The following is a 22,008-nucleotide window of genomic DNA, read 5'->3' on the forward strand; positions in this document are numbered from 1 at the left end:
CTGCCACGGGCCCTATCCTCGCCGATCGTGCCTGTCTTCCCGCTGGGTGCCCACGTCGACGACGACGGGGCCCGCTTCGCCGTGGCGTCCACCAGCGCGGACGCGGTCGAGCTGTGCCTCGTGGACGGCCCGGACGGCGATCTGTCCGAACGGCGGGTGGCGCTCACGGAGCGCACCTTCGGCGTCTGGCACGGCTACGTCGACGGGGTGGCACCGGGGCAGCGCTACGGCTACCGCGTGCACGGTCCGTACCGGCCCCGCGACGGCGTGCGCGCCAACCCGGCCAAGATCCTCGTCGACCCGTACGCCCGGCGCGTGCTCGGCCGCGTCACCGACCTGGAAGCCGCGCGCGGCTGGACCGACGACCCGATGACGGGACCGCCGTGCCCCCGCGACTCGCTCGGGCACGTGCCGCTCTCCGTGGTCACCGGCCCCGACCCCGCAGGCCCGGGCCCCCGCCCGGACGTGCCGTGGTCGGAGACGGTCGTCGCGGAGGTGCACGTCCGCGGCTACACGATGCGCCACCCGGAGGTGCCGCCCGAGCACCGCGGGACCTACCTCGGGCTCGCGCACCCCGCCGTCGTCGCGCACCTGTGCCGCCTCGGCGTCACCGCCGTCGAGCTCCTGCCGGTGGCGGCGATCGCGGACGAGCCCCCGCTGTTGGAGCGCGGTCGCACGAACTTCTGGGGCTACGCCACGCTGGGCTTCCTCGCCCCGCACCCGGGCTACGCGAGCGTGCCGGGGGCCGAGATCGAGGAGTTCCGGACCATGGTCGCGGCGCTGCACGCCGCGGGCATCGAGGTGATCCTCGACTTCGTCCCGAACCACACCGCGGAGGGCGGCGTCGGCGGCACCACGCTCTCCTACCGGGGGCTGGACGCGCCGGCCTACTACGCGCTGGGCGGCGACGGCCACGACGCCGACATCACCGGCACCGGCAACACCCTCGACGCGGGCTCGCCCACCGTCATCCGGCTGGTGTGCGACGCGATGCGGCACTGGGTCACGGTCATGGGCGTCGACGGGTTCCGCATCGACCTCGCCAGCGTGTTGGGCAGGCCCCGATCGGGTGCCTTCGACCCGCACGCCCCGCTGCTCACCGCGATCGCGGTCGACCCCGTGCTGTCGCGGGTCAAGCTCATCGCCGAGCCGTGGGACGCCACCGGCGAGGGCTACCGGGTCGGCGGGTTCGGCGTGGCGTGGTCGGAGTGGAACGGGCGCTACCGCGACGCCGTGCGCGACTTCTGGCGCGGCCACGGCAGCATCGGCGAGGTCGCGTCCCGCCTCACGGGCAGCTCCGACCTGTACAGGCTCTCCGGCCGCCGGCCGTGGGCGTCGATCAACTTCGTCACCGCGCACGACGGCTTCACGCTGCGCGACATGCTCTCCTACGAGCACAAGCACAACGAGGCCAACGGCGAGGACAACCGCGACGGCACCGACGACAACCGCTCCCAGAACTTCGGCGAGGAGGGCGAGACCGCCTCACCCGTGCGGGCCGCCCGCCGGCTCGCGACCGCCCGCGCGGTGCTGGGCACGCTGCTGCTGTCCACCGGCACGCCGATGCTGCTCGGCGGCGACGAGCTGTGGCGCACCCAGGGCGGCAACAACAACGCCTACTGCCTCGACGACGAGACGTCCTGGGTCGACTGGACGCACCGCGACGGCGCCCTCGCCGCGTTCACGGCCCGCGTGGCCGCGATCCGACGCAGCTCGCCCGCCCTGCACCGCGACCGCTTCTACCGCGACGGCGACGTGCTGTGGTGGCACCCGGCGGGCCGCAGGCTCGACGGCGCCGACTGGCACGACGGTCACCTGCGCACGCTCGGCCTGCAGCGCGGCGAGTGGCTGATGCTGCTGCACGCCGGATCCGACGCGGTGGCCGCCACCCTGCCGCCCGACGGGCCGTACACCCCGGAGCTGGACAGCACGCGCGTGGACGGGGAACCGGTGAGCCGCCGCCCGCTCCCGGGCGGCACGACCATCACCCTCCCGCCCCGCTCCCTGCTCCTACTCCGGATCCCCTGACCGAACGCGCGACTCGCCCTGTCGGAACGGGAGACTCGCCCTGTCGGAACGGGAGACTCGCCCTGTCGGAACGGGAGACTCGCCGGGTGGGGAAGTGACTGCCGGGGTTGGTCTCAGCCGCCGCAGCAGCCGCCTCCGCAGCACCCGCCACCACCGCCGCCACCGGCGGGCGCAGCGCTGCGGCCACCCACCGCGACGGTGCTCAGCAGCTTGACGGTGTCGTCGTGCCCGTCGGGGCAGAGCGCGGGATCGGACGCGGCGGTCATGGGGCGGCTGACCTCGAAGGTCGAGCCGCACTCCCGGCAGCGGAAGTCGTAGCGGGGCATCCGCCGAGCCTACGGCTCTCTTCGCCCTGCGCCGATCCACGGCCCGAAGCGGCTCGCACACCGAATTCGTCGCTCGGACACCGACTGCAGTCGCTGTGCGAGCGCAGCGATCGGTGTGCGACCGAGTGGACGGGGCGCCCCGCCGGTGACACACCGATTTCCGCGCTCGCACACCGACTGCAGTCGGTGTGCGAGCGCGGCTATCGGTGTGCGAGGCGCTGCCTTCAGCCGGCCAGGACGATCTTCGCGAGCTCGGCCGAGGACGCCAGGAGCGGGTGGGCGGGCAGCACGCGCACCGTGTAGCCCGTGAGGCCGGCGTGCGGCAGCTTGACGACGGTCTCGAAGCGCTCGCCCATCCCGTCGGCCTCCCCCACGTGCTCCATCGCCATGGTGATCGAGTCGGCCAGGTCGTCGGTCTCGCCGACGCGCCCCACCACGGCCTCGACCGTGACGTCGCGCGGGTCGAGCCCGGCGAGCTGCACCGAGGCGCGCACCGTCATCGGGGCCCCGACCTCGGGGGTGTCGGGCAGCCCGGAGGCGTCGACGCCGGTGACCCGCACCTGCGGCCAGGAGGCGTTCAGCCGCGCGCGGTACGCGGCCAGCTCGCGCGCGGGGCCGTAGTCCTCGCCCGCGATCCGGGTGGCCGCCCGCGCCGCGGGGGCGTACCAGTCCTCGACGTACTCGCGCACCATCCGCGTGGCCTGCACCTGCGGACGCAGGGTCGTCAGCGTGTGGCGCACCAGCTCCACCCAGCGCGGCGGCACGCCGTCCACCCGGTCGTAGAACGCGGGTGCCACCTGGGTGGCGAGCAGCTCGTAGAGGGCGTTGGCCTCGAGGTCGTCGCGGCGGACCGGGTCGGCGATGCCGTCGGCGGTGGGGATCGCCCAGCCGTTGGCGCCGTCGTAGAACTCGTCCCACCAGCCGTCGCGGATCGACAGGTTCAACCCGCCGTTGAGCGCGGACTTCATCCCGGACGTCCCGCAGGCCTCGAGCGGCCGCAGCGGGTTGTTCAGCCACACGTCGCAGCCCCAGTACAGGTAGCGGGCCATCGACATGTCGTAGTCGGGCAGGAACACGATGCGGTGGCGCACGCCCGCGTCGTCGGCGAACCGGACGATCTCCTGGATCAGCGCCTTGCCGCCGTCGTCGGCGGGGTGGCTCTTGCCCGCGACCACCAGCTGCACCGGGCGGTGCGGGTCCAGCAGCAGGTCGCGGAGCCGGTCCTTGTCGCGCAGCATGAGCGTGAGCCGCTTGTAGGTGGGCACGCGCCGCGCGAAGCCGACGGTGAGGATCTCCGGGTCGAAGACGTGGTCGGTCCAGGACAGCTCGGGGGTGGACGCGCCGCGCTGCAGCCACGCCGCGCGCACCCGGCGGCGCACCTCCGACACGAGCCGGGCGCGCAGTGCCCCGCGCAGCTCCCAGAGCATCTCGTCGGAGACGGGCTCGCGCGGTGTGTGGTTCGCGACCGGCCCGGCGTCCCCGAGCAGCGCGGTGACCTCGCGGGCCTCCCAGGTGGCGCCGTGCACGCCGTTGGTGACCGAGCCGATCGGCACCTCGTCGGCGTCGAAGCCCTCCCACAGCCCGCCGAACATGCCGCGCGACACCGCGCCGTGCAGCCGGGAGACGCCGTTGGCGCGCTGGGCCAGCCGCAGCCCCATGTGCGCCATGTTGAACATGTTGGGGTTCTCCTCGGCGCCCAACGCGTGGACGCGGTCCATCGGGACGCCGGGGAGGAGCTGGCCTGCGTCATTGGGCGCCTCGCTGCCGCTCGGCCCCGCGAAGTAGTGCCGCACCAGGTCCAGCGGGAACCGGTCGATGCCCGCGGGCACCGGCGTGTGCGTGGTGAAGACGGTGCCGGCGCGGACCGCGGCCACGGCCTCGTCGAAGGAGAGCCCGTCGTGCTCGTGCAGCTCGCGGATGCGCTCGAGGCCGAGGTAGCCGGCATGCCCCTCGTTGGTGTGGAAGACCTCGGGCTCCGGGTGGCCGGTGACCGCGCAGAACGCGCGCACGGCCCGCACCCCGCCGATGCCGACGAGGATCTCCTGCTTGATGCGGTGGTCCTGGTCGCCGCCGTAGAGCCGGTCGGTGACCCCGCGCAGGTCGGGCTCGTTCTCCTCGATGTCGGAGTCGAGCAGCAGCAGCGGCACGCGCCCGGCCGTGGCCTGCCAGACGCGGGCCCGCAGGGCGCGCCCGCCCGGCATGGCCACCTCGACGAGCACGGGCGCGCCGTCGCCGTCCGCGAGCAGCTGCAGCGGCAGCCCCTGCGGGTCGAGCACCGGGTAGTGCTCGAGCTGCCAGCCGTCCAGGGACAGGGACTGGCGGAAGTAGCCGGACCGGTACAGCAGCCCGACGCCGATCAGCGGCACCCCGAGGTCGGAGGCGGCCTTGAGGTGGTCGCCCGCGAGGACGCCGAGGCCACCGGAGTAGTTCGGCAGCACCTCGCTGACGCCGAACTCCATCGAGAAGTAGCCCACTGCGGCGGGCAGCGACGGGTCCCGCTCGCGCTCCACCTGGTACCAGCGCGGCTCCTGCAGGTAGCTCGCCAGGTCGTCGGCCAGCTCCCGCACGGTGACGACCGTGTCCGCGTCCTTCGCCAGGTCCGCGAGCCGCGCCGACGGGATCTCCCCGAGCAGCCGCACCGGGTCGTGGCCCGACCGCTCCCAGGCGTCCGGGTCGAGCGTGGCGAAGAGGTCCTGAGTGGGGATGTGCCACGTCCACCGCAGGTTGGTGGCCAGTTCCTGCAGCGGCGCGAGCGCGGCAGGCAGCTGGGCGCGGACGGTGAACCTGCGGAGTGCCTTCACCCGGCAGACCCTAGAACACCCGCATACCGGATCGGTTCAGCGCTCGCACCCCAGGTGTCGGGTGAACCAGTCGACGGCCAGCCGGTCCACCTCCGCGGCCGCCGGGAGCTGCGGCGCCGGCTCGATCCCCGGCTCCTCGGCGAGTGCGTGGCCCATGCCCGGCACGACCACGAGGTCGGTGGTGACCGAGCGCTGCACGAGGGCGTCGCGCAGGCGCGCCGCCGGCTGCCGGAAGCCCTCCTCGTCGTCCTCGGCGCCGACGACGAGCAGCGTGGCCGGGCACGCCGCGACCTCGGCGGCCCGCGCCACGAAGTCCAGCCGCCGGGCCACCTCGAGCGAGGGCTCCGACCACGGGTACTCGACGCCGAACAGCCGGCCGACCGCCGCGACCACCGACTCCAGCCGGGAGACCGGGCTGACGAGCACCGCCGCGGCGACCTCGACCGCGCGCGACGCGAGCACCAGCTGCGCGACGGCCGCACCGAGCGAGCCGCCGAGCAGCCCGACCGGCCCGCCGCGCAGGCCGAACCGCTCCCGGAGCTCGGCGAACGCCGGCCCGAACTCGTCCGCGGCCTGCGCGCTGACCGGCCCGTACAGGTTGAGCACCGCGTCCTCGTAGCCGCGGCGCATCAGCTCCTCGACTCCACCCTCGGGGAACCGCGCACCGTGCAGCGGCAGGCCGAGGTAGACGCGCCAGGCGTCCAGCCCGGCGAGCGGCAGCGCCGCGGCGAACGCGGCCTCGGTGCGCGGCGGGTCCATCAGGTGCCACGCGACGACGACGGGCGCGTCCGCCCGCTCCACCCGCGGCGGCACGACCAGGAACGGGACGCCCGCCGCGGTGCCGGTGATCGCAGTACCCACTGCCATGACTCCTCCTCGAAACTGTACGTCGTCCAATTTAACTGGACGATGTACAGTTGGCAAGTGCCTCCGACCCGGGGACCCGGCGAGCGCGCCGGGCTGACGCGCGACCTCGTCCTCGACGCCGCCACCGACCTGATCGCCGAACGCGGGGCGGTGACCATGCGCGCGGTCGCGCAGCGCCTCGGGGTCGCACCGAACGCGCTCTACAGCCACGTCGCGGACAAGACCGAGCTGGTGGACGGCGTGCTGGACCGCGTGCTCGCCCAGGTCGACGCGCCAAGGGGCGGCGGCAACCCGCTCGCGGCGCTGCACCGCATCATGAGCTCCACCCACGAGGTGCTGCTGCGCCACCCGCAGCTGGTGCCTGCCTTCCTCGCCCGCCAGGGCTCCCGCGGCCCGAACGCGCAGCACCTGGGCGTGGTGACGCTGGAGCACCTGGCCGCGGCCGGGGTCACCGGGGACGCCGCCCGCGAGGCGCTGCGCGTCCTGATCGTCTACGCGATCGGCTTCGCGGCCTTCGACGGCGACGGCGACGGCGAGCGCCCCCTGACCGGCGACGAGCTGCGAGGCAGCTTCGAGCGCGGCCTGGACTGGCTGCTCGCCGGGATCGCCGGCCGGTGAGCCTCAGTCCTGGGCCGCGGCGACCCGGTCCAGCACCGACATCGCGGCGAAGCGGTCGAGCCGGAACGACTCCGGCCCGAGCGGCACCACGCGCCCCTCGGCGAACGCCGGGAGGCCCGCCAGCACCGGGTGGGCGTCGCGGTACTCCTCGATGTCCGACCGGTCGGCGTTGACGACGTAGAGGGAGGCGTCGCCGAGCTGTCCGACGTTCTCGTGGGCGAGCCGCACCACGTCGCGGCGGTCCCCGCCACCCGCGCCTGCACCTGCGCCCGTTCCCACGTCGGCGAGCTGCAGCCCGAGCGACTGGAGCAGCTTGCCCTGCGCGGACTCGGCGGTGAACACGTTCAGACCCTCGCTCGTGACGGTCAGCGCCGCGGCGGGATGGGTGGTGTCGAGCTGCAGCTCCGCCGCGCGGGCGTCGAACTCCGACTCGGCCGCGGCGGCCTGCTGCTCGTGACCGAGGGCCGCACCGAGCTCGGCGGCGAGCTCGTCCCATGAGGCGGTGCTGTGGTCGAAGACGACCGTCGGGGCGATCTGCGAGAGGCGCGAGTACACCTCGCCGTCGACGGCGTCCAGGCCGACGGCGCTGCCGACGATCACGTCGGGCCGCTGCTCGGCGATCGCCTCGATGGGCGCCTGCGGCCCGCCGAGGGCCACCACCCCACCCGCCACCGCGGCCGGCGCCCACTGCAGGAAGAAGCCGTTCTCGTCGGCGACACCGCCGGGCGGCGCGGTGGCCGTGGCGATCACGGGGACGTCGAGCCCGAGCAGGTGGCCGGTCATCGTGACGCTCGCGGAGACCACCCGCTGGACGTCCTGCGGAACCTCCGCGGTGCCCAGTGCGTGGGTGACGGTGCGGGTGGCGGGCGCGGTGTCCGGCGTGGTCGCGGGCTCGGCGGGCTGCCCGCCCCCGCAGGCCGCCAGCAGGAGCGCGCCGACGACCAGCGCGACCAGGCGCGCAGCAGATCCTTGGTGCATTGCCAGGATGGTTAGGCATGCCTAGCCTGATGTCAATGTCCGCCGCTGTGACGTCGCCCCGACCGAAGCCGACCGGTCCGGCGGCGCTGACCGTCCCGCCGCAGCAGCGCCGTACCCGCCCTCCGGAGCGGCTCGACCCCCTCGCCTCCTGCGCGCTGCTCGCCACGGCGGGGCGCGCCGGGTTCTGGCCCGCGGTCGCGGCGGCCGGCACCCCGCTGGTCGACCGGCTCCCCGGCGACGACCGGCACCGCGCGGTCACCTTCCTGTGGCGCGGCGACGAACCGGCCGACGTCCTCGTGCTCGCGAACAAGCTCACCGACGCCGCCGGCGCCGACAAGTGCCGGATGGAACGGTTGCCCGGCACCGACGTGTGGGCCCTGACCTACCGCCTGCCCCACGACTGGCGCGGCTCCTACGCCCTCGCGCCGCTCGTCCCGGGTGCCGCGCCGATCGTCACCGGCGCGGACGCCGAGCTGGTCGAGCTGCGCCGCGGGCGCGCGCTGGCCGTCGCGACCCCGGCCGACCGCGCCTGCATGCACCGCTGGTTCGACGCGCTCGTCCACGCGCGTCCCGACCCGTACGCGCGCGAGCGCCTTCCGGACGCCACCACGGTGGCCTCGCTCCCCGACGCGCCCCCGCAGCCGTGGAACGACCCGCCCGCCGACGTCCCCGCGGGTGCCGTCGTGCACGGAGCCCTGCCCGACGGGCGCGCCTGCAGGGTGCACCACCCGGCAGGCGTCGCGCGGACCGACCCGCTGCCGCTGCTGGTGGTGCTCGACGGCGGGGGCTGGGCGGAGCTCGGGCTCCCCCGCACGCTCGACGCGCTCCGGGCCGCGGACCGCCTGCCGCCGCTGCGCACCGTCGGGGTGGCCGCCGGCGGTCCTGCCGCCCGCACCCGCGACCTGAGCTGCGACGACGACTTCGTCGCCGCCCTCGCCGCGGACGTGCCCGCGCTCGTCGCGGCGTCCGGGGCGATCACCGCCGACCCGGCGCGCACGATCGTCGCGGGCCAGAGCCTCGGCGGGCTGACCGCCGTGTTCGCCACCCTCGTCGCGCCGCGGCGGTTCGGCTGCGCCCTCGCCCAGTCGGGTTCGTTCTGGTGGCCGAACCCCGCCGGGGGCGCGGAGCCGGAGTGGCTCACCGGCGTCGTCGCGCACGGCTCCCGCACCAGCGGCGTCCACCTGCAGGTCGGCACCGACGAGGAGGTGCTCCTCGGTCCGACCCGGCGGATGCGCGACGCGCTGCGCGCCCGCGGCGACGCCGTGACCTACCGGGAGTACTCCGGCGGGCACGACCGGGCCTGCTGGCGCGGCGGGCTGGTGGACGGGCTGGTGGCGCTGACGGCCGGATGGCGGTGACGGCCGGCCGGTCCGGGCCCTGCGACCGGCGTCCCGTGACGCGATGCGTCGGTCGGGTGACCATCGGGTGAACCCGCGCGCCCCGTTCCGCCGGTGCCGGGAGTGGGTAGGTAGTTTTGTGACTTCCGCGACGGGTTTCCAGCTGGGGGTGTGCCGATGACCGGTCGGCTCGGGATCGATGACGTCACACCCTCGGTGAGCGGTGGTCGCCATCCGAGCAAGGCCGTCGTCGGTGAAGTGGTCCCGATCACCGCGACGGTCTGGCGCGAGGGCCACGACGCCGTCGCCGCCAACGTCGTCTGGCGCCGCATCGGCAGCCGCGGCGCGGCGCACCACGTGCGCATGTCGCCGGTCGGCAAGGGCACCGACCGGTTCGCCGCCACCGTGGTGCCCGACGAGCCGGGGCTGTGGACCTTCCGCGTCGACGCGTGGAGCGACCCGTGGGCCACCTGGCGCCACGCCGTCACCGTCAAGCTGTCGGCGGGCCAGGGTGCCGACGAGCTGGCCAACGACCTCGAGGTCGGTGCCCGGCTGCTGCAGCGCGTGGGCCGACGACCCGGCGAGCGCCCGCACCGCGACCTGCTCTTCGGCGCCGCCAACACGCTGCGCGACACCGCCCTTCCGCTGCACGCGCGCGTGGCGCCCGCGCTGTTCCCGGCCGTCGAGAAGATCATGACCGAGCGCCCGGTGCGGGAGCTGATCACGCGCGGGCGGCCGCAGCAGGTCCACGTCGACCGCGAGCGCGCCCTCTTCGGCTCCTGGTACGAGTTCTTCCCCCGCTCCACCGGCGGGCGCGACGAGCAGGGCCGCCCGATCCACGGCACGTTCGTCACGGCGGCGAAGGAGCTCGACCGCGTGGCGGCGATGGGCTTCGACGTGGTCTACCTCCCGCCGATCCACCCGATCGGCACGGTGCACCGCAAGGGCCGCAACAACAACGTCAACGCCGGGCCGGGCGACGTGGGCTCGCCGTGGGCGATCGGCTCCGCCGAGGGCGGCCACGACGCGGTCGAGCCGGAGCTGGGCACCCTCGAGGACTTCGACGCCTTTGTCGCGCGCACGCACGACCTCGGCATGGAGGTCGCGCTCGACTTCGCGCTGCAGTGCGCCCCCGACCACCCCTGGGTGGCCGAGCACCCCGAGTGGTTCACGGTGCGGCCCGACGGCACGATCGCCTACGCGGAGAACCCGCCGAAGCGCTACCAGGACATCTACCCCGTCAACTTCGACAACGACCCCGGCGGCATCTACCAGGAGTCGCTGCGGGTGGTGCTGCACTGGGCGGAGCACGGGGTGCGGATCTTCCGCGTGGACAACCCGCACACCAAGCCGCCGAACTTCTGGCACTGGCTGATCTGGCAGGTCAAGGCGCGCTACCCGGACGTGCTGTTCCTGGCCGAGGCCTTCACCCGCCCGGCCAGGCTGTTCGGGCTGGCACGGCTGGGCTTCACGCAGTCGTACACGTACTTCACGTGGCGCACCACGAAGGCGGAGCTCACCGACTTCGCGCTGATGCACGCCGAGCGCGCCGACGAGTGCCGGCCCAACTACTTCGTCAACACCCCGGACATCCTGCACGAGTCGCTGCAGACCGGCGGGCCCGCGATGTTCGCGATCCGGGCCACGCTGGCCGCCACCCTCGCCCCGACCTACGGGGTGTACTCCGGCTTCGAGCTGTACGAGTCGCAGCCGGTGCGCCCGGGCAGCGAGGAGTACCTCGACTCCGAGAAGTACGAGCTGCGCCCGCGCGACTTCGCCACTGCGCTCAACGAGGGCCGTTCGCTGGAGCCCTACCTCACCCGGCTCAACGAGATCCGCCGCGCCCACCCGGCGCTCCAGCAGCTGCGCGACCTGCACTTCCACCACGTCGACAACGACGCGATCATCGCCTACTCCAAGACCGACCCGCTCAGCGGCGACACCGTGCTGGTGGTGTGCACGCTCGACTCGCACCACGCGCAGGAGGGCACCACCTCCCTCGACATGCCCGCCCTCGGCGTGGACTGGAACGAGAGCGTCACCGTGCACGACGAGGTCAGCGGCGAGACCTACCGGTGGGGCCAGTTCAACTACGTCCGGCTGGAGCCGACCGTCCACGTCGCCCACGTCTTCCGGGTGGAGCGGGCGCCGCAGGCGGTGTGATCGACGGTCATGGACACCGGCGGCCGGCGGTTCCGGCGCCGGTGCCCACGTCTGCGCGGAACCCCGGGCACCCGCACTGATCCTGCTCACTCTGAGTGATTCCGCGGGGGCGGTACGCGACTCCTCTGAGGTCCCTCCTCCCGGGCTCGGTGACCCGGGAGCTACGCTCCCCACGCAGCCGCTGTGCCACGTCCTGCGTCCGGGCGATCCGCCCGGTAAGACTGGCCGGGTGCCCCCTCCGCCCACAGTCCCCGCCCGGTAGGAACGCGATTCCCCCATGTCGATCGACGCCTCGGCCGCCGAGCCCCAGCACACCGAAGACGACCAGCTGGTCGAGTCCTCGTCGGAGGATTTCGAGCATGCGCGCACACTGAAGGTCGATCATGACTGGTACAAGCGGGCCGTCTTCTACGAGGTGCTGGTCCGCGCGTTCGCCGACTCGAACCGGGACGGCACCGGGGACCTGAGGGGCCTCACCGAGAAGCTGGACTACATCCAGTGGCTCGGCGTCGACTGCCTCTGGCTCCCGCCGTTCTACGACTCGCCGCTGCGCGACGGCGGCTACGACATCCGCGACTTCCGCGCGGTGCTGCCCGAGTTCGGCACCGTGGACGACTTCGTGGTGCTGCTCGACGAGGCCCACAAGCGCGGCATCCGCGTGATCACCGACCTCGTCATGAACCACACCTCCGACCAGCACCCGTGGTTCGAGGAGTCACGGCGCAACCCGGAGGGGCCGTACGGCGACTTCTACGTCTGGTCCGACGACGACTCCCGCTACGCCGACGCCCGGATCATCTTCGTCGACACCGAGACGTCGAACTGGACCTACGACCCGGTGCGCGGGCAGTTCTACTGGCACCGGTTCTTCTCCCACCAGCCCGACCTGAACTACGACAACCCCGACGTGCAGGACGCGATGATCGACGTCCTGCGGTTCTGGCTCGACCTGGGTATCGACGGCTTCCGCCTCGACGCCGTGCCGTACCTGTTCGAGCGCGAGGGCACCAACTGCGAGAACCTCACCGAGTCGCACGACTTCCTCAAGCGCTGCCGCAAGGTGATGGACGTCGAGTACCCGGGCCGCGTCATGCTCGCCGAGGCCAACCAGTGGCCGAGCGACGTCGTGGAGTACTTCGGCGACGCCGAGGTGGGCGGCGACGAGTGCCACATGGCGTTCCACTTCCCGCTGATGCCCCGCATCTTCATGGCGGTGCGGCGGGAGAACCGGTTCCCGATCTCGGAGATCCTGGCCCAGACGCCTGCGATCCCGTCGGGCGCGCAGTGGGGCATCTTCCTGCGCAACCACGACGAGCTCACGCTCGAGATGGTCACCGACGAAGAGCGCGACTACATGTACGCGGAGTACGCCAAGGACCCGCGGATGAAGGCCAACATCGGCATCCGCCGCCGGCTGGCACCGCTGCTGGAGAACGACCGCAACCAGCTCGAGCTGTTCACGGCGCTGCTGCTGTCCCTGCCCGGTTCGCCCGTTCTGTACTACGGTGACGAGATCGGCATGGGTGACAACATCTGGCAGGGCGACCGCGACGCCGTCCGCAGCCCCATGCAGTGGACGCCCGACCGCAACGCCGGGTTCTCCACCTGCGACCCCGGACGCCTGTACCTGCCGATCATCATGGACCCGGTCTACGGCTACCAGGCGGTGAACGTCGAGGCGCAGTCGCACTCGTCCACGTCGCTGCTGCACTGGACGCGGCACATGATCGAGGTCCGCAAGCGCCACCGCGCGTTCGGCCTGGGCGAGTACCACGAGCTCGGCGGCTCCAACCCGTCGGTGCTCGCGTACATGCGCTCCGACGGCGACGACGTCGTGCTCTGCGTCAACAACATGTCACGGTTCCCGCAACCGGTGGAACTGGACCTCTCTCCGTGGCAGGGTTGCGCCCCCCACGAGTTGACCGGTGGCGTGCCGTTCCCGCGGATCGGGGAGCTGCCCTACCTGCTGACCCTTCCCGGCCACGGCTTCTACTGGTTCTCGATCACCCCGCCGGAGGAGTCTGGATGAATCTCGACGAGGAGCTTCCCGCCCTGCTGCCCGAGTGGCTGCCGACGCAGCGCTGGTTCGCGGCGAAGGGCAGGCCGGTCCGCTCGGTGACCGTCGCCTCGGCCACGCCGCTGCGCACGGACGCGGAACCGCTCCTCGACCTGGTGCTGCTCGCCGTCGAGTTCGCCGACGACTCGTCCGTGCAGCACTACCAGCTCCTCGTCGCGCGCCGCGAGCACCTGCGCGGCGAGCTGGACCACTGCGTGATCGGCCAGGTCGGCGACCACCTCGCCTACGACGGGCTGTGGGATCCGGCCGTCACCGAGTGGCTGCTGGAGGCCATCCGTTCCGGGCTCACCGCGGGCGCGGTGCGGTTCGTGCCCGAGCCCGACGCCGCCCTTGCCGACAGCGGCCCGGGCCGGGTGCTGGGCGTCGAGCAGTCCAACACGTCGGTGTCCTGGGGCGAGCGGTCGATCCTCAAGCTGTTCCGCCGCGTGCTCCCCGGCGTCAACCCCGACCTGGAGCTGCACCGGGCGCTGCGCTCGGTGGGCAGCAACGAGGTGGCCGCCCTGCAGGGCGCGATCGAGGGCGCGCTGGACGGCGAGCCGGTCACGCTGGGCATGCTGCAGGACTTCGCGGCCAACTCGGCCGACGGCTGGGCGATGGCCCAGGCGAGCGTCCGCGACCTGCTGGCCGAGGGCGACCTGCGCGCCGACGAGGTGGGCGGTGACTTCGCCGCCGAGGCCTCGCGGCTGGGCGAGACCATCGGCGTGGTGCACGCCGAGCTGCGCGAGGCCCTCGGCACCGCCGAGGCCGACCCGCGCGCGCTGGCCACGGCCTGGCGCGAGCGCCTGGCGACGGCAGCCGCCGAGGTGCCGGTGCTCGCGGGGCACGCCGACCGGATCCGGGCGGTCTACGACGCCGTCGCGGCGCTGCCCGGCACCGTGCCCGTCCAGCGTGTCCACGGCGACCTGCACCTCGGCCAGGCGCTGCGCACCCCGCACGGCTGGCTGGTGATCGACTTCGAGGGTGAGCCCTCCGCGCCGCTCGCGGAGCGCGTCCGGCCGGACTCGGCGCTGCGCGACGTCGCGGGGATGCTGCGGTCGTTCGACTACGCCGCGTTCCACCAGCTCTCCCAGTGGGAGCCCGTGCGCGACTGGACCGACTCCGACCACGACTCCCAGCTCGCCTGGCGCGCCCGGGAGTGGGCCGAGCGCAACCGATCCGCCTTCTGCGACGGCTACACGATCCGCGCGGGCAAGGACCCGCGCGACCAGGCGGCCCTGCTGCGCGGCTTCGAGCTGGACAAGGCCGTGTACGAGGTGGTCTACGAGACGCACAGCCGGCCGGCATGGGCGGCGATCCCGCTGGCGTCGATCGAGCGCCTGACGGCCGAGGCGCAGTCCGACGCGGGCGTCTAGACGCGATCCGCATGACGAACGGCACTTCCGGCGGGGGACACTAAGTACCGACGAGAGCTTCGTCCGGGTGGGAGCCTCCGCCGATGGACGGGGCCGTGGGACACACTGGCGGCGTGACGGCGGCAGACCTCTCCCGGGCCCGCGAGGGCGACGACGCGGCGTTCCACCGGCTCGTCGAGCCACTGCAGGGTGAGCTGCGCGCGCACTGCTACCGGATGCTCGGTTCCCTGCACGACGCCGAGGACGCCCTGCAGGACGCGCTGCTGCGCGCCTGGCGCGGGATCGGCCGCTTCGAGGGCCGCAGCTCGGTGCGCTCCTGGCTCTACCGGATCGCCACCAACACCTGCCTGGACGCGATCGGCAGCCGGGGCAGGCGCGCGCTGCCGGTCGACCTCGGCCCGGCGGCGGAGCACGCGGTGGTGGACGACCCGCCGCTCACCGACGTCGCCTGGCTCGGCCCCTACCCCGACGAGGACCTGGCCGACGGGCGCGCGGCCCCGCACGCCCGCTACGAGCAGCGGGAGAGCGTCGAGCTCGCGTTCGTCGCCGCGTGCCAGCACCTGCCGGGCAACCAGCGCGCCGCGCTGCTGCTGTTCGAGGTGCTGGGCTACTCGGCCCGCGAGGTGGCCGAGACCCTCGGCACCACCGTCGCGTCGGTCAACAGCGCCCTGCAACGCGCGCGGAAGGTCGTCGAGGAGCTGCGGCCCGAGCAGAGCCAGCAGCAGACGTTGCGCACGCTCGGCGACGTCCGGCTGCGGGAGGTGGTCGCGCAGTACTCCAATGCGCTCGAGCGCGGCGACGCCGACGCGCTCGTCGCCCTGCTCACGGCCGACGTCAGCTGGTCGATGCCGCCGCGGCCGAGCTGGTACCACGGTCGCGCCGCCGTCACCGACTTCCTCGTCCGGCTGCCGCTGCGCGAGCGCTGGCGCCACCTGCCGGTGCGCGCCAACGGGCAGCAGGCGGTGGCCTGCTACATCTGGGACGAGGGCGCGGGGCGCTTCCGCGGTGCCGTGATCGACGTCCTCACGATCCGCGGCGACCGGATCGCCGCCGTCACGGCGTTCCTCGACGAGTCGCTGTTCCCGCGCTTCGGGCTGCCGCAGAGCCTGCCCGCGGAGCCGGGCCGGTGAGGGCGGCCGGCTCCGCGGGTGGTGTTGCTCAGCTCGCGGACGCGGCCCGGTGGCACGCGGCGGCCACCACCGCCGCCAGGCTCGCCTCGAGCACCGAGGTGCCGAGGCCTGCCGCCCAGGCCACGCGGTCCGGGCAGCGGTGCTCCACGTAGGTGATCGCCCGCGCGTCGCTGCCGCCCTCGAGTGACTGCTGGGTCAGGCCCAGCACCTCGACCGGCAGGCCCGCACCACCCAGGACCCGGGTGAGGGCGTCCACCGGGCCGGCCCCGGTGGCGTGGTGCACCGCGCGTTCGCCGCGGATCGTCAGGTCGACCTCCAGCTCGTCGTGCCCGTCGCCCGTCGACGCCGCCTGCCACTCGTGCAGCGTCACGAGCGGCTCGGCCGGGGCGAGGTAGGTGCCGGTGAACAGCTCCCACAGCTGCGCGGCGGTGGCCTCGGCGCCGCTGGCGTCCGTGGCGTGCTGCACGTGCCGGGAGAAGTCGATCTGCAGCGGCCGGGGCAGTTCCAGGCCGTACCCGGCACGCAGCAGGTACGCGATCCCGCCCTTGCCGGACTGGCTGTTCACCCGGATCACGGCGTCGTAGTCCCGCCCGACGTCGGCGGGGTCGATCGGCAGGTACGGCACGTCCCACGGGGCCTCGGACTCCGGCACCCCGGCAGCGGCCGCAGCGGCGCGGTGGTGCGCGAAACCCTTGCTGATCGCGTCCTGGTGGGTCCCGGAGAACGCGGTGTGGACCAGGTCGCCGACGTAGGGGTGGCGCTCGTGCACCGCGATGCGGTTGCAGTGCTCGACGGTGCGGCGGATCTCGTCGATGTCCGAGAAGTCGATCATCGGGTCGACGCCCTGGGCGTGCAGGTTCAGCGCCAGGGTCACGAGGTCGACGTTGCCGGTGCGCTCGCCGTTGCCGAACAGGCACCCCTCGACGCGCTGGGCGCCGGCCAGCACGGCGAGCTCGGCGCAGGCCACCCCGGTGCCGCGGTCGTCGTGCGGGTGCACGGAGAGGATCACGCCGTCGCGCCGGGCCAGGCCGCGGTGCACGTGCTCGATCTGGTCCGCGTAGACGTTCGGGGTGGCGACCTCCACCGTGGCGGGCAGGTTGAGGATCACGGGCCGCTCGGGGCGGGCGTCCCAGAGGGCGGTGACCCGGTCGCAGAGGTCGAGCACGTAGTCGGGCTCGGTCAGGTTGAACACCTCGGGGGAGAACTCGAACCGCACCCGCGGGTCGTCCCCGACCAGGCGGTGCACCTCGGCGGCGCCGGCCAGGACCATGTCGGCCAGCGCGTCGCGGTCGACGCCCAGCACGACCTCGCGCCAGGTCGGGGCCGTGGCGGTGTACATGTGCACGACCACCTCCCCCGCACACCCCTCGATCGACTCCACGGTGCGGGCGATGAGGTCCGCGCGGGCCGGGGTGAACACCACGATCGTGACGTCCTCGGGGACGACCCCGCCCGCGGCCAGCAGCCGCACGAAGTCGAAGTCCGTCCGGGACGCCGAGGGGTAGCCGACCTCGATCTCCATGTAGCCCATCGCGACCATCAGCTCGAAGAAGCGCCGCTTCCGTGCCGGGTCCATCGGCTCGACGAGCGCCTGGTTGCCGTCGCGCAGGTCGACCGGCACCCACAGCGGCGCCTCGGCGATCCGGGCGTCCGGCCAGCTCCGATCGCGCATGTCCGGCACGGGCGTCCGGGCGAAGACGTCGCGGTAGCGGTGCGAGGGCATCTGCGAGCGGCGCTGGCGGTTCCAGGCGGGGGCCGTGGCGGGCACGGCGCCTGCGGGTGTGGACAGCGTGGGGAACGAGCGTGTCATGACGGGGGTCCTTCGATCGGTCCGCGGCGGACCGGCGCGCATCGGCACCCCACGGCGGGGTGCCGGTCCTCAGGCCCCGCCGTGGCGGCGAAGGAGCAGCGCGATCCACGACACGTGCGCTATCGTAGCGCTCCTCAGGTTCTCAGACAAGCAGAGAGGTCCTCGGGTGGCGAAGCTGCAGCGGCTCCCCCTGGCCCGGCAGGCGGCCGAGGTGATCCTGTCCCGCACCACCTCCGGCGAGTGGCCGCCGGGACACCGGCTGCCCGGCGAAGCGGCGCTGGCCGCGGAGCTCGGCGTCGGGCGCTCCACCGTGCGCGAGGCGATCCGCGAGCTGGCCGGTCAGGGGGTGCTGCAGACCCGCCAGGGCGCGGGGGTCTTCGTGATCGCCGCCGAGCCCGTCGAGGACTGGGAGACCGTGCTGCGGCGCGCCGAGATCGTCGACATCCTCGAGGGCCGGATCGCCGTCGAGACCGAGTCCGCGCACCGCGCGGCCGAGCGCCGCACCCCGCACGACCTGGAGGCGATGCGGGACGTCCTGGCCCGGCGGGCGCACGCGGTGAGCGACGCGCCGGACGTCGACTACGTGGACATCGACCTCGAGTTCCACCGCAGCGTGGTCGCCGCGGCCCACAACCCGGTGCTGGCCGAGCTGTTCGACTCCTTCCGGCCCCGGGTGCGCCAGGCGATGATCGACATGGTGGGTCTGGCCGGGCCGGCCGCGCGCTCGCGGCACGACCACGACGCGCACACCGACATCGTCGACGCGATCCGGGACCGCGACCCCGAGCGCGCCGCGGCGGTGAGCCGGGCCCACCTCGTCGGGATCCACCGGCGGATGTCCCCCGGCACGCCGCGGTGAGCCGCGGACCGCATCAGCCCGGCAGCGCCTCGCCGGCCGCGAGCAGCGCCACGAGCGCGTGCACGTCGTGCGCCGCCAGCAGCCGGCTCACCGCGCACCCGGCCTGCGCGTAGACCTGCGGGTCGGATCCCGCCGCGCGCAACCAGGCGTCGAGCGACTCCGGCAGCGGTCCGGCCGGTGCGACCCGGCAACGGTCCCCCGGCCCCTCCGGGAGGAGGTAGCGCGGGTCGTCCGAGACGAGCACCGCGAGCCCCTCGTCGAACCACTGCGGCACCGACGCCGTCCCGAGCCGGGCGTGCAGCTCCACGTGCGTCAGCTCGTGCGCGGCGATCACGGGGTCGATCCCGCGCGGGGACAGCATCACGGTGCGGTTCAGCACCGCGATGCCCCGCTCCCCGCCCCCGCCGATGCGCGTGTAGCACGCGTCGGTGAGGCAGGCGAGGAACGCCGGGTCGCTGCGCAGGCCGCCGAAGAACTCCGCGACCACCCCCAGCACCACGGCGACGAGCAGCACACCGAGCCCGGCTGATGCCCGCCACCACCACCGATGACGCCGCCGCGGCCCCATCCAGCCCCCTCACACACCGAGTCCTGCGCTCACACACCGACTGCAACCGGTGTGCCGGCACCACGATCGGTGTACCAGGACGGAACCGGTGTGCGAGCGCGGCCATCGGCCTGATCGGCGTTTCGCGCTTCTCGCGCCGCACAGTGATCACATCGTTGCGCCCAGGATCGGCGACGCCTCCCGGAGCGCAATAAGGTGCGCGGGTGGCTCGCGAGGAAAACGGGACCCAGATGATCAGCGAGCGGGTCGACCCGTGCCCGCCGGACCCACGGACGATCGATCGGCTGCTCGGGGGTGCGCACCACGACCCGCACTCGGTCCTCGGTGCACACCCGCACCGGGACGGCACGGTCGTACGCGTCCTGCGTCCGCACGCCGACGAGGTGCACGTCGTCCGCGAGGGCGGGGAGGGGCAGCCGCTGGTGCGGGTGCACGACTCCGGCCTGTTCTCCGGGGTGGTCCCCGGTCCGCCCGCGGACTACCGGCTCGCCGTGCGCTACGGCGAGCGCGTCGACATCGTCGACGACCCGTACCGCTGGCTGCCCACGCTCGGCGAGGTCGACCTGCACCTCATCGGCGAGGGCCGCCACGAGCGGCTGTGGGACGTGCTGGGGGCGCACGTGCGCCGCTACGACACGCCCGCAGGCTCCGTCACGGGCACGAGCTTCGCGGTGTGGGCCCCGACGGCGCAGGGCGTGCGCGTCACGGGCGACTTCGACGGCTGGTCCGGCTGGGCCCACCCCATGCGCGTCCTGGGCAGCTCCGGGGTGTGGGAGCTGTTCGTCCCCGGCATCGAGCCCGGCACCCGCTACAAGTTCCGCATCCTGGGCCGCGACGGCCGCTGGCGCGACAAGGCCGACCCGATGGCCTTCCGCACCGAGATCCCGCCCGCCACCGCCTCCATCGTCGACGCCTCCGGCCACACCTGGGGCGACGAGGAGTGGATGCAGGCCCGCGCGCTGCGGCAGGCGCACGCCGAGCCGATGAGCGTCTACGAGGTGCACCTCGGCTCGTGGCGCCCCGGGCTCGACTACCGGGAGCTCGCCCGCGAGATGGCGACCTACCTGGGCGAGATGGGGTTCACCCACGTCGAGCTGCTGCCGGTGGCCGAGCACCCGTTCGGCGGGTCCTGGGGCTACCAGGTCACCTCCTTCTACGCGCCCACGGCGCGCTTCGGCACGCCCGACGACTTCCGCTGGTTCGTCGACCACCTGCACCAGCACGGCTTCGGCGTGATCATCGACTGGGTCCCGGGGCACTTCCCCCGCGACGAGTGGGCGCTCGCGAAGTTCGACGGCAGCGCGCTCTACGAGCACGCCGACCCGCGCCGCGGCGAGCAGCCCGACTGGGGCACGCTCGTGTTCGACTTCGGCCGTCGCGAGGTGCGCAACTTCCTCGTCGCCAACGCGCTGTTCTGGCTGGACCAGTTCCACGTCGACGGCCTGCGCGTGGACGCCGTGGCCAGCATGCTCTACCTCGACTACTCCCGCCCCGAGGGCCAGTGGCTGCCCAACGTGCACGGCGGCCGGGAGAACCTCGACGCGGTGGCGTTCCTGCAGGAGATGAACGCCACCGTCTACCGCAACCACCCCGGCGTCGTGACGATCGCCGAGGAGTCGACCGCGTGGCCGGGCGTCACCCGCCCGACGCACCTGGGCGGCCTGGGCTTCGGCTTCAAGTGGAACATGGGGTGGATGCACGACACGCTCGACTACGCAGGGCGCGACCCCGTCTACCGGGGCTACCACCACAACCAGATGACGTTCTCCCTGATGTACGCGTTCAGCGAGAACTTCGTGCTGCCGCTCTCCCACGACGAGGTCGTGCACGGCAAGGGCTCGCTGTGGGCGCGCATGCCGGGCGACGCCTGGAACAAGTCGGCCAACCTGCGCGCGCTGCTGGCGTACATGTGGGCGCACCCGGGCAAGCAGCTGCTGTTCCAGGGCGGGGAGTTCGGCCAGGAGCGGGAGTGGTCGGAGTCGCGCTCGATCGACTGGCACCTGCTCGAGGACCCCCTGCACGCGGGCGTCAAGACCCTGGTCGGCGACCTGAACCGCGCCTACCGCGCCACGCCCGCCCTGTGGACGAGGGACTCGACACCCGAGGGCTTCTCCTGGATCGACGCCAACGACGCCTCCGGCAACGTCCTGAGCTTCCTGCGGCACGGCGTCGACGCCGACGGCAGGCCGACCGTGCTGGCCTGCGTCGCGAACTTCTCCGGCAGCCCCAAGCAGGACTACCGGGTCGGGCTGCCGTTCGCCGGCCGCTGGCGCGAGGTGCTCAACACCGACGCGCAGATCTACGGCGGCTCCGGGGTCGGCAACCTGGGCGCGGTCGAGGCCGAGCAGGTCATGTGGCACGGGCGGCCGGCGTCGGCCGTGCTGCAGCTGCCGCCCGCCGGGGTCCTGTGGCTGGTGCCGGAGCCGGGGGCCGGGCCGGTGCGTCGCCACGCGGGCGCCACCACCGCCGCCACCGCCGCCACGACCAACGCCGCGGCCGCGGCGGCGACCCCGTCCCGGGGCATCGCCGCTGTACCGGTGGGCGCCGTGGCGGACGAGCCGGACCTCGCCGCGGAGGTCCCCGCGTCCGACGCGCCCGAGCGCCACCCCGACACGCCCGCGTCCGACGTGACGAGCACCGGCTCGGCGGACCTCGGCGACGAGCCCGACCTCGCGGCCGAGGTCCCGGTCTCCGACGCGCCCGCGCGGCCCGCGGCGGTCGCCGGCCCCGCCGCCACCACCACCGGGACGAGCGCGCCCGTGACGAGGTCCGCAACGGGCGGCGCGACCGGGAGCGCCCCGGCGGGCGAGGACCCGGCGCCGGACGCGGCGGGCACCCCGTGGACCACGCCCGCACCGCGGCCCACGCCGCGCGCCCGGACCGGCGACGATCCGGCCCGCGCGGCCACGGATGCGGCCCCCGTGACGCCCCGGCCAGCGGACCGACCCGACACCGCGGAGCCTGCCGGTGCCGGCTGGACCATCGCGACCCCCGCGGAGGCCACCGGCCCGGCGGCGGACGCGGACGAGCCGGGTCCCTCGGCCGCCGCGACCGGCCTGCCCACGGCGTCCGGGGAGCGCGGCTCCGCACCAGG

14 protein-coding genes and 1 pseudogene are annotated in these 22,008 nt (G+C 73.9%); 9 read left to right on the forward strand and 6 right to left on the reverse strand.

Annotated elements, in window-relative coordinates; all coding sequences use genetic code 11:
• Positions 1–27 precede the first annotated feature (27 nt).
• On the forward strand, positions 28–2,028 hold the full coding sequence (gene glgX, locus FB558_RS08400) for a glycogen debranching protein GlgX (RefSeq protein ID WP_142049942.1): 2,001 nt from the start codon (positions 28–30) through the stop codon (positions 2,026–2,028).
• A gap of 113 nt (positions 2,029–2,141) precedes the next feature.
• On the opposite strand, the gene FB558_RS08405 is transcribed toward glgX, so the two are convergent.
• From FB558_RS08405 to FB558_RS08415, 3 genes are all read right to left on the reverse strand, one after another.
• Positions 2,142–2,354, reverse strand: a complete 213-nt coding sequence (locus FB558_RS08405; protein WP_142049945.1) for an FmdB family zinc ribbon protein — start codon at positions 2,352–2,354, stop codon at positions 2,142–2,144.
• A gap of 224 nt (positions 2,355–2,578) precedes the next feature.
• On the reverse strand, positions 2,579–5,155 hold the full coding sequence (gene glgP / locus FB558_RS08410) for an alpha-glucan family phosphorylase (protein WP_142049948.1): 2,577 nt from the start codon (positions 5,153–5,155) through the stop codon (positions 2,579–2,581).
• Between the two features lie 36 nt (positions 5,156–5,191).
• Positions 5,192–6,022: an alpha/beta hydrolase family protein gene (locus FB558_RS08415; RefSeq protein ID WP_142049951.1), complete on the reverse strand. Its 831-nt coding sequence runs from the start codon at positions 6,020–6,022 to the stop codon at positions 5,192–5,194.
• Between the two features lie 57 nt (positions 6,023–6,079).
• On the opposite strand from FB558_RS08415, the gene FB558_RS43870 reads away from it, so the two are divergent.
• A complete protein-coding gene (locus FB558_RS43870) occupies positions 6,080–6,640 on the forward strand; it encodes a TetR/AcrR family transcriptional regulator (protein ID WP_211366213.1) in 561 nt (186 codons plus the stop codon).
• A gap of 3 nt (positions 6,641–6,643) precedes the next feature.
• Here the strand turns inward: FB558_RS43870 and fepB are convergent, their stop codons facing one another.
• A complete protein-coding gene (gene fepB, locus FB558_RS08425; protein ID WP_142049954.1) occupies positions 6,644–7,618 on the reverse strand; it encodes a Fe2+-enterobactin ABC transporter substrate-binding protein in 975 nt (324 codons plus the stop codon).
• A 35-nt stretch (positions 7,619–7,653) separates the two neighbouring features.
• Here fepB and fes point away from each other — a divergent pair, with 35 nt between their 5' ends.
• The 5 genes from fes (at position 7,654) to FB558_RS08450 (ending at position 15,677) form a co-directional block, all read left to right on the forward strand.
• Positions 7,654–8,976, forward strand: a complete 1,323-nt coding sequence (fes, locus tag FB558_RS08430) for an enterochelin esterase (RefSeq protein ID WP_142049957.1) — start codon at positions 7,654–7,656, stop codon at positions 8,974–8,976.
• Between the two features lie 156 nt (positions 8,977–9,132).
• Positions 9,133–11,118, forward strand: a complete 1,986-nt coding sequence (locus FB558_RS08435) for an alpha-1,4-glucan--maltose-1-phosphate maltosyltransferase (protein ID WP_142049960.1) — start codon at positions 9,133–9,135, stop codon at positions 11,116–11,118.
• Positions 11,119–11,395: 277 nt separating this feature from the next.
• Complete coding sequence (gene treS, locus FB558_RS08440) at positions 11,396–13,147, forward strand: maltose alpha-D-glucosyltransferase (protein WP_142049964.1); 1,752 nt, start codon at positions 11,396–11,398, stop codon at positions 13,145–13,147.
• Positions 13,144–14,547 carry a maltokinase N-terminal cap-like domain-containing protein gene (locus FB558_RS08445; protein ID WP_142049967.1) on the forward strand — a complete coding sequence of 468 codons (1,404 nt, stop codon included), beginning with the start codon at positions 13,144–13,146 and terminating at the stop codon, positions 14,545–14,547. The genes treS and FB558_RS08445 overlap by 4 nt, the downstream gene beginning before the upstream one ends.
• Before the next feature lie 113 nt (positions 14,548–14,660).
• A complete protein-coding gene (locus tag FB558_RS08450; protein ID WP_246106321.1) occupies positions 14,661–15,677 on the forward strand; it encodes a sigma-70 family RNA polymerase sigma factor in 1,017 nt (338 codons plus the stop codon).
• Positions 15,678–15,705: 28 nt separating this feature from the next.
• Here the strand turns inward: FB558_RS08450 and FB558_RS08455 are convergent, their stop codons facing one another.
• Positions 15,706–17,487 (reverse strand): 2-isopropylmalate synthase, encoded by a 1,782-nt coding sequence (locus FB558_RS08455; protein ID WP_170231236.1) that lies wholly within the window; start codon positions 17,485–17,487, stop codon positions 15,706–15,708.
• 166 nt (positions 17,488–17,653) lie between these two features.
• On the opposite strand from FB558_RS08455, the gene FB558_RS08460 reads away from it, so the two are divergent.
• Positions 17,654–18,346 (forward strand): FadR/GntR family transcriptional regulator, encoded by a 693-nt coding sequence (locus FB558_RS08460; protein WP_246106322.1) that lies wholly within the window; start codon positions 17,654–17,656, stop codon positions 18,344–18,346.
• A 13-nt stretch (positions 18,347–18,359) separates the two neighbouring features.
• Here FB558_RS08460 and FB558_RS08465 read toward each other — a convergent pair whose 3' ends face one another.
• Positions 18,360–18,914, reverse strand: coding sequence for a hypothetical protein (locus FB558_RS08465; RefSeq protein ID WP_142049976.1), 555 nt, complete (start codon positions 18,912–18,914; stop codon positions 18,360–18,362).
• A gap of 230 nt (positions 18,915–19,144) precedes the next feature.
• Here FB558_RS08465 and glgB point away from each other — a divergent pair.
• Positions 19,145–21,352: pseudogene (gene glgB, locus FB558_RS08470) on the forward strand (1,4-alpha-glucan branching protein GlgB); the annotation flags it as partial.
• Between the last annotated feature and the right edge of the window lie 656 nt (positions 21,353–22,008).

It is taken from the genome of Pseudonocardia kunmingensis (genome assembly GCF_006716445.1).
GTDB classification, from domain to species: Bacteria; Actinomycetota; Actinomycetes; order Mycobacteriales; family Pseudonocardiaceae; genus Pseudonocardia; species Pseudonocardia kunmingensis.

What these genes read in the sequence shown, in the direction of transcription:
- FB558_RS08405 (WP_142049945.1), bottom strand. Translation starts at nt 2,354, where the DNA reads ATGCCCCGCTACGACTTCCGCTGCCGGGAGTGCGGCTCGACCTTCGAG.
- FB558_RS08465 (WP_142049976.1), bottom strand. Translation starts at nt 18,914, where the DNA reads ATGGGGCCGCGGCGGCGTCATCGGTGGTGGTGGCGGGCATCAGCCGGG.
- FB558_RS08455 (WP_170231236.1), bottom strand. Translation starts at nt 17,487, where the DNA reads ATGACACGCTCGTTCCCCACGCTGTCCACACCCGCAGGCGCCGTGCCC.
- FB558_RS08415 (WP_142049951.1), bottom strand. Translation starts at nt 6,022, where the DNA reads ATGGCAGTGGGTACTGCGATCACCGGCACCGCGGCGGGCGTCCCGTTC.
- FB558_RS08435 (WP_142049960.1), top strand. Translation starts at nt 9,133, where the DNA reads ATGACCGGTCGGCTCGGGATCGATGACGTCACACCCTCGGTGAGCGGT.
- FB558_RS08445 (WP_142049967.1), top strand. Translation starts at nt 13,144, where the DNA reads ATGAATCTCGACGAGGAGCTTCCCGCCCTGCTGCCCGAGTGGCTGCCG.
- fepB (WP_142049954.1), bottom strand. Translation starts at nt 7,618, where the DNA reads ATGCACCAAGGATCTGCTGCGCGCCTGGTCGCGCTGGTCGTCGGCGCG.
- treS (WP_142049964.1), top strand. Translation starts at nt 11,396, where the DNA reads ATGTCGATCGACGCCTCGGCCGCCGAGCCCCAGCACACCGAAGACGAC.
- fes (WP_142049957.1), top strand. Translation starts at nt 7,654, where the DNA reads ATGTCCGCCGCTGTGACGTCGCCCCGACCGAAGCCGACCGGTCCGGCG.